The sequence below is a fragment of the Streptomyces sp. NPDC048352 genome, from assembly GCF_040651895.1.
GTDB lineage: Bacteria > Actinomycetota > Actinomycetes > Streptomycetales > Streptomycetaceae > Streptomyces.
Genome location: NZ_JBEZKZ010000087.1, coordinates 21,195 through 28,787, shown reverse-complemented (window position 1 = coordinate 28,787; position 7,593 = coordinate 21,195). Strand labels below are relative to the sequence as shown.

Annotated in this window: 7 protein-coding genes; 5 read left to right on the top strand and 2 right to left on the bottom strand. The window is 74.1% G+C overall.

Annotated features, from left to right (window positions below):
* Positions 1 to 213: 213 nt before the first annotated feature.
* Positions 214 to 2,010: a 3-oxosteroid 1-dehydrogenase gene (kstD, locus tag AB0D45_RS30250; protein ID WP_362464899.1), complete on the top strand. Its 1,797-nt coding sequence runs from the start codon at positions 214 to 216 to the stop codon at positions 2,008 to 2,010.
* A gap of 40 nt (positions 2,011 to 2,050) precedes the next feature.
* Here the strand turns inward: kstD and AB0D45_RS30245 are convergent, their stop codons facing one another.
* Complete coding sequence (locus AB0D45_RS30245; RefSeq protein ID WP_361611550.1) at positions 2,051 to 2,551, bottom strand: hypothetical protein; 501 nt, start codon at positions 2,549 to 2,551, stop codon at positions 2,051 to 2,053.
* 405 nt (positions 2,552 to 2,956) lie between these two features.
* Between AB0D45_RS30245 and AB0D45_RS30240 the strand changes: the two genes are divergently transcribed.
* Genes AB0D45_RS30240 through AB0D45_RS30225 form a run of 4 tightly spaced genes read left to right on the top strand, consistent with a single transcriptional unit; the run spans position 2,957 to position 6,721 of the window.
* Positions 2,957 to 3,568: a hypothetical protein gene (locus AB0D45_RS30240; protein ID WP_362464896.1), complete on the top strand. Its 612-nt coding sequence runs from the start codon at positions 2,957 to 2,959 to the stop codon at positions 3,566 to 3,568.
* A gap of 14 nt (positions 3,569 to 3,582) precedes the next feature.
* Entirely contained in the window at positions 3,583 to 4,113 is a 531-nt protein-coding gene (locus AB0D45_RS30235) for a toxin-antitoxin system, toxin component (RefSeq protein WP_362464908.1), read from the top strand.
* 2 nt (positions 4,114 to 4,115) lie between these two features.
* A complete protein-coding gene (locus AB0D45_RS30230; protein WP_362464893.1) occupies positions 4,116 to 5,306 on the top strand; it encodes an MAB_1171c family putative transporter in 1,191 nt (396 codons plus the stop codon).
* Positions 5,303 to 6,721: an FAD-dependent monooxygenase gene (locus AB0D45_RS30225; RefSeq protein ID WP_362464889.1), complete on the top strand. Its 1,419-nt coding sequence runs from the start codon at positions 5,303 to 5,305 to the stop codon at positions 6,719 to 6,721. Before AB0D45_RS30230 ends, AB0D45_RS30225 begins: the two co-directional genes overlap by 4 nt.
* Before the next feature lie 27 nt (positions 6,722 to 6,748).
* On the opposite strand, the gene AB0D45_RS30220 is transcribed toward AB0D45_RS30225, so the two are convergent.
* Positions 6,749 to 7,573, bottom strand: coding sequence for a maleylpyruvate isomerase family mycothiol-dependent enzyme (locus AB0D45_RS30220; RefSeq protein ID WP_362464886.1), 825 nt, complete (start codon positions 7,571 to 7,573; stop codon positions 6,749 to 6,751).
* Positions 7,574 to 7,593: the final 20 nt, after the last annotated feature.

Below are 7,593 nucleotides of genomic sequence, written 5' to 3'. Positions count from 1 at the left end.
ATGCACAGCTGCCCGCCGTGCGTGTGCCCCGCGAGGATCAGGGGGTAGCGGTCGGCGGTGAAGGATTCCAGCACCCGCAGGGCCTGTCCGGGGCCGGACCGGTTGTGCGGCGCGCGTGCCTTGACATCACATGATCCCCCGAACAGTTTCTCTGACCCGGCATCAGACGTGCCGGAGCCGCCCCCCGCCCTCCCCTCCCGCTGGAGTCCGCCCATGACCGAGGCCGTGCCCGTGACCGAGAGCCCCGACCGACGGCACCCCGCCCCTCCCTCCCGCCGGGCGGTCCTCGCCGGCACGGGGGCCGGGGTGCTCGCCGCCACCGTGCTGCCGGGTGCGGCCGCGCGGGCCGCCGAGACCCCGCTCGGCGAGTACGACGTCGTGGTGGTCGGGTCGGGGGCGGCCGGGATGACCGCCGCCCTGACCGCCGCCGGGCGGGGGCTGAGCGTGCTGGTGGTGGAGAAGGCGGCGACCTTCGGCGGTTCGGCGGCGCGCTCCGGCGCCGGGATCTGGCTGCCGAACAACTCGGTGATCCTGGAGGCGGGGGTGCCGGACACTCCGGAGAAGGCCGCCGCGTACCTGTCGGCGGTGGTGGGTCCGCAGGTGCCGGCCGGCCGGCAGCGGGCGTTCCTCGACAACGGTCCCCGGATGCTGGACTTCGTCATGGCGCACAGCCCGCTGCGGTTCCGCTTCATGGACGGCTACAGCGACTACTACCCGAACCTGCCGGGCGGACTGCCGAACGGCCGCTCCATCGAGCCGGACCAGATCGACGGCAACGTCCTGGGCGCCGAACTGGCGCACCTGAACCCGCCGTACATGCCGGTGCCCGCCGGGATGGTGGTGTTCAGCCAGGACTACAAGTGGCTGAACCTGGCCGCCGTCAGCGCGAGGGGGCTCGCGGTCTCCACGGAGTGCCTGGCGCGCGGGACGAAGGCCGCGCTGCGCGGCGAGAAGCCGCTGACGATGGGCCAGGCGCTGGCGGCCGGACTGCGGGCCGGGCTGCTGCGCGCGGGGGTGCCCGTGTGGCTGAACAGCCCGCTGGCCGACCTGGTGCAGGAGGGCGGGGCGGTCACCGGGGTCGTGGTGGAGAAGGAGGGCGTCCAGGGCGTCGTACGGGCCCGCAAGGGGGTCGTGATCGGCTCCGGCGGCTTCGAGCACAACGCCCAGATGCGGGCGCAGTACCAGCAGCAGCCGATCGGCACCGAGTGGTCGGTGGGCGCGAAGGAGAACACCGGTGACGGGATCCGGGCCGGCCAACGGGCGGGCGCGGCCCTGGCGTTGATGGAGGACGCCTGGTGGGGGCCGTCGATCCCGCTGCCCGGGGAGCCGTACTTCTGCCTGGCGGAGCGGACCCTGCCCGGCGGTCTGATCGTGAACCGGGCGGGTGCCCGCTTCGTCAACGAGGCCGCGCCGTACAGCGACGTGGTGCACGTGATGTACGAGAAGGACCGGGATGCGGCGGGCTCGCACATCCCGGCCTGGCTGATCGTGGACCAGAACTACCGCAACAGGTACCTGTTCAAGGACATCCTGCCGACGCTGCCCTTCCCGGACGCGTGGTACGAGGCGGGCGCCGCGAAGAAGGCGTGGACCTGGGACGCGCTGGCCGGGCAGATCGGGGTGCCGGCGGCCGCGCTGCGGGCGACGCTCAACCGCTTCAACGCCCAGGCCTGGAGCGGGACGGACGCGGACTTCCACCGGGGGGACACGGCGTACGACCACTACTACACGGACCCGAACGTGGCGCCGAACTCGTGCCTGGCGCCGGTCTGGGCGCCCCCGTTCCACGCCTTCAGGATCGTCCCGGGCGACCTCGGGACCAAGGGCGGCATCGTGACCGACGCGCGGGCCCGGGCGCTGCGGGCGGACGGGTCGGTGATCCGGGGGCTGTGGGCGGCGGGCAACGCGAGCGCGGCGGTGATGGGCCACAGCTACGCGGGGGCCGGATCGACGATCGGGCCCGCGATGACGTTCGGCTACGTCGCGGCGAACGACATCGCGGACGCGTAGCGCCCGGCGGTGTGCGCGGTGGCGCCGCGCGGTGCGGCGGTCAGCCCTGCTGGAAGAGCTCGGCGGGGAGCGGCTTCAGCAGCGCGTAGAGGTCGTCGGTGATCGGCCGGTCCCAGCTGGCGATCGTCACGAGGACGTTGTCGCTGCGGTCGAACTGGACGCAGGAGATGCGGCCCTCGGAGAGCTTGATCTTCCGGACGATGAGGAGGTTGTCGCCCTGCATGACGGGGCAGTCCTCCGTCCCGGTGACCTCGACGTCCTCGTCGTTCTCGAGGGCGTCGAGGAGCTGGGCCACCTCGAAGGGGACCTGGCCCTCGGCGAGCTCCCGCGCCGGGGATCCCTCGGGCAGGTTGCCGATGATCATCGCGGGGCCGCGGCCGCCGAACAGGTCGTACCGCAGGAAGACGCCCTGGCAGCTGCCGTCGGGTGCGGGCAGCAGCCCGGCCCCGAGGTTGCCCGGCCAGTCCCCCGGGTCCATGGCGAGGACGTCGAAGTCCGGGCCGGCGGGTGTGGCGGCGCGGTGGCGGCGGAGGAAGGACATGCGGCCATGGTACGTGGCCGCGCGGGTTTTCCGGCGCCGGGGGCTCCCCGGTGCCGGGCGGCGCCCGGCGGCGTGCGCGGGCGCGGCGGCGGGGGACGGGGCGGGCGGGCGCGGGGCGGTGGGGCGCGGACGGCGGGTGCCCGGACCTGCGGGTATGGGGCGGATGCCCGGCGTACTCCTTACCGGCCGGGCAGGTCGCCCCGATGAGCTGCGGGCATGCACCCTTTCCCGCCACGGGCCGCCGCGCTGGCTGTATCTTGCTGTGCGTCCCCGCGTCCGGTCATCGATCGTTTTCGATTCGACAACGATCCGTTCGGCGCTGGGGATCTTGTTGCCCGGGGGGGCCTACCGTCGTCCCGGGAGTGCAGACGGATCTGCCCTTCGGACGTATGGGAGCACAGACAGATGACTGTCCCCGTTGGCGGTCCGCCGCTTTCCCTCGCCACGACGCTCGCCCGGATCCGGGCGCTCGCCGCGGAGAGGCAACTGGACGTGGACGAGATCCTCGACCCGGAGTCGCTCTCCGAGCGGACCGGCGTCCCCGTGGAGGTGACGGCGGCGCTGCTGCGGGGCGAGCAGTCCGCCGGGCCCGCGTCCGAGGAGGCCGGGGAGACGGTCCGCGCCCGTGCGGCGTTCCTGTACGCCGGCTCGCGCGACACCCACGGACAGCCGTACTCTGTCGCGGAGATCGCGGCGGCGATCGGCGCGGACCCCCGGTGGGTCGGCGATCTGGTGTCGGGCGGGAAACCTCCGCACCTGCGGCACTGCCAGGAGTTCGCGGCCTTCTTCGGCCGGGACATCACCTTCCTGACGGACACGCCCGCGCAGGCGGTGAGCAGGGCCCTGTGGCCCGCGGTCGAGTCCCTCAGCTACGGATCGGGCGACCTGATGGCCGACCTCACGAACCAGTACGGGCTGGTTTCCATCTCCACCCGGGGAAGGGCCCTCAGCCGTACGCAGGAGACGCTGCTCCTGGGCATGATCAGCGGAATGCTCTCCACCGAGGTGGCCCGGTGAACCTGTCCCGTTCGATGCGCAAGCTGTGCACGGCGCTGACCTCCTCCCTCGACCTCGAGGCGCCGGTCGAGCCGCAGACCCTCTTCCGGGCCCTGTGCGACGCCATGAGCCGCACCCGCGGCGGCCGCCCGATCGTGCTGCGCTTCGAGCGCTTCCCTTCCGAGCTGACCACCTCGGGCCTGTGGCTGAACATGGAGGAATACGACATCGTCGTGGTGGAGAAGTACACGACCCCGGACCACCAACTGGTCATCCTGGGGCACGAGCTGTGGCACATGAAGGCCGGCCACTGCACCGGCCACGGGCGCGGGGCGGCCGATGCCGCCCGGGCCCTGCCCGACGCGTCGGACCTGACGTACGCCAGTGTCGCCGCGCGCTCGCACTACGAGGACGCCCAGGAGATCGAGGCGGAGAGCTTCGGCCTGATGCTCGGGGACCGGTGCCGGGCGTGGCTGGTGGGCGGCGACGCCCCGGGGGCCGTCCGCAGGAACGACGTCGCCGGGCGGATAGGCAACGCCCTGGGCTACCGCGGACCGATCGGCTGACGGTGACCTCGGACAAGTACTACATCCCGTACCTCATACCGGCGGCGATCCTCACCCTCGCTTTCGCGATCCGCCTCCCGGTCATGATGAGGTTCTGGCGGATCGACCCGAACGTGCGGTCCGTCGGCGGCCTGCTCCTGCTGGCCTCGGCCGTCTTCTACTTCGGCCGGCCGAAGACCCTGGCGCTGCTGAACAGTTCCACCGGCATCAGCAACTTCGCGGCGCCGCTGGTCTACACACTGCTCACGATGTTCTGCGCCTCCTGCCTGATCATGATCATCCACTGGCGCGGGGGCGATCCCCGGCGGGTGCGCCGGACCAACTGGACGATCGGCATCGCCTACGCGGCGGTCGTGGCGGGCCTGTGGACCACCTTCGCGTTCGCCGACGTACCGGTCGAGCGGCTGCGGGACCTGGACACCTACTACGCCAACACGCCGTGGATGCGCGAGCACATCATGCTCTACCTCGGGGCCCACACCATCGCCTGCGCGATCACCGCGGCGGTCACCTGGGCCTGGCTGCGGGAGGTGACGGGCTGGCTGCGCTCCGGACTCGTGCTCCTGGTCATCGGGTTCGTCCTGAACCTCTGCTACGACAGCGTGAAGCTGACGGCGGTGTTCGCCCGCTGGGGCGGCCACGACCTGGACTGGCTCAGCACGTACGTGGCCCCGCCCATCGCCTCCGTGTGCGCCCTGTTCATCGCCGTGGGCTTCATCCTGCCCCACGCCGGCCAGGCGCTCCAGGGGCTCTGCACCGACTACTACCACTACCGGTGCCTCGGCCCGTTCGTACGGGAACTGGCCGGTCTGGACACCGGTTCGGTGCGGCTCCCCCGGCGGTCCCCCATCAGCCGGCGCCTGGTCCAGCGCAGGACCCAGATCAGCGACGGGCTGCTGCGGCTCCAGCCGTACACGGACCCCGGGGTCCGCGAGCGGGCGCTCGCCGAGGCCCTGGCCCGCGGCGAGGCGCCCGAGCGGGCGGCGGCGACCGCCGAGGCGGTGGCCGTGGTGGCGGCGGTCGCGGCCCTGCGCGACGGCGTCGAGGCCGGGGCAGGGGACGGGCCGGTGGCGGGCGCGGCGGCGGCGCCGGACCTCGTGGCGGTGGCCAAGGCCCTGCGCCGGTCCCCTGCCGTCCTCTCCCTCCGCGCCCGGTCCGGGCCGTCAGACCACCCAGAGAGCGTGACTTCATGAGCAGTTCAGCACCGTCCCCCGGCCGGCCCGTCGCGGTCGTCATCGGGGGCAGCCTGGCCGGCATGCTCACGGCGGCCGCGCTCGTCCGCGCCGGGGCGGGGGAGGTCGTGGTCGTCGAGCGGGACGCGCTGCCGCAGGGGCCGCTCTCCCGCAAGGGGCTGCCGCAGGCGCACCACGCGCACCTGCTGTGGTCCGGCGGGGCCGCGGCCGTCGACGCCCTGGTACCGGGCACCATCGGAGCGCTGCGGGACGACGGGGCCCACCGGATCTCGCTGCCCACGAACATGGTCGGCTTCTCCCCCGAGGGCTGGTTCCGCCGGTGGGAGAAGGAGTCCCACTACGTGCTCCTCGCCAGCCGCGACCTGCTCGACTGGCACGTCCGCCGGGCCGTGGCGGCGCTGCCCGGCGTCACCGTCGCCGACCGCACCGAGGTGCTCGGCCCGGCGGGCGACGCCCGGTGCGTCACGGGCGTCCGGGTGCGCGGGGAGGACGGCGCGGAGCGGGTGCTGGACGCGGACCTGGTGGTGGACGCCTCCGGGCGGGCCTCCCGCACGCCGCGGTGGCTGCGCGAGCTGGGCGTGGCCGAGCCCGCCGTACGGACGGTCGACCCCGGCCTCGTCTACGCCAGCCGGATCTTCCGGGCCCCGAAGGACCTCGGGAGCAGCTTCCCCGTCATCGTGAACGTCCAGGCCGACCCGCGCGAGACCGGCCCCGGGCGGTCCGCGACCCTGGTCCCGATCGAGGGCGACCGCTGGCTGGTCACCCTGTCGGGGACGCGGGGTGGCGAACCCACCGCGGACGCGGGGGACTTCGAGGAGTTCGCCCGCGCGCTGCGGCACCCGATCGTCAGCGAGCTGATCGCCGGGGCGGAGCCGCTGACGGACGTGGTGCTCACCCGTACGACCGTCAACCGCAGGCACCACTACGAGAAGGCCGCGCTGCCCGGGCGGTTCCTGGTGCTCGGCGACGCGGTCGCCGCCTACAACCCGGTCTACGGGCACGGCATGTCGGTGGCCGCGCAGAGCGCGCTCGCCCTGCGGGACACCGTCGTCCGGTACGGCTGGTCCGACGGCCGGCTCGCCGCCCGCGCCCAGAAGGCCGTCGCCGGGCCGGTGGCCGCCGCGTGGGCGCTGTCCACGGGGAACGACGTCTTCTACCCCGGGGCCACGGAGAGCGGCCCGACGCCGGCCGAGCGGGTCGCCGCGGCCTACGTGCGGCGGCTGATGCGCACGAGCACCGGCAACGGCCGGGTGACCCGGGCGGTGACGGACGTGATGACCCTGGAGCGTCCCGCCAGCCGGCTGTTCACCCCGCCGGTGCTGCTGGCGGCCCTGCTGGGGCCGCGCCGGCCGCAGCTGACCGGGCCGCCGCTCGCGCCGGCGGAGCTGGCCGCGGTCGCGGCGCAGCGGGGCTGAGCCGTCTCCTCCGGCGCGGGACACCGCTCAGACCGGGGGTACGAGGGTGAACCAGTGGTCGAGCCGTGCGGTGTCACCGGTGACGTGCAGGCGGCCGGCGGGGAGCCGCTGCCAGAGGAACAGCATCAGGTCGCCGGCCGTGCCGGCGGCTTCGACGTCCACCGGGGCCGTGTCCCGCGGTGCGAGGCCGACCCGGTCGCCGTCGAACTCCACCGTCCAGGTGCCGGGTCCGTCGGTGCGGCGGAAGCGGTAGCGCTCCCCCGTGCCGGGCGGGGCCTGCTTCCAGCCGCGCCGGGCGGGGGCCATGACCTCGAAGGTCTGGGCGACGGCGTCCGCGGCGAAATCGGGGTCGAAGGGGGCGGGGTCCCCCAGCGCCGCCTGCGCGTCCCAGCGGTGGACGGCCTGTTCGATGGTCTGCATCCGCAGCCAGAAGCCGCTGGTGTGCTCCTCCTGCGCCGACCAGGTCCACACCGGCGCGTCCGGGCCCAGTTCGCGCAGGACGGACGCCAGGTCCCGGGCGGCGGCCTGCGACCAGTCGAACAGCTCCTGCGGTACGGGCCCGCGGTGCGGGGTCCGGTCCGGCCTCGGCCAGGCCGCCCGTACGGCCGGGTCGGCGGGCAGGGCGTAGAGCTGCGGGTCGGTGGGGTCGCAGGGTGCGGTGAGCCGTTCCCGCAGGTGGTGGGTGACGTAGCGCTGGACGCTGCCGAGGTGTCCGACGAGGTCGGCGACCGACCAGCCGGGGCAGGAGGGCACGGGCGGCGCCTCGCGGCCGCCGTCGGCGGCGCGCCGGACGGCTTCGGCGAAGGCCGCCGCCTCGTTCTCGAAGACGTCGAGTCTGGTGTGGTGGTCCATGGGACCCACCCTGCCCGGTC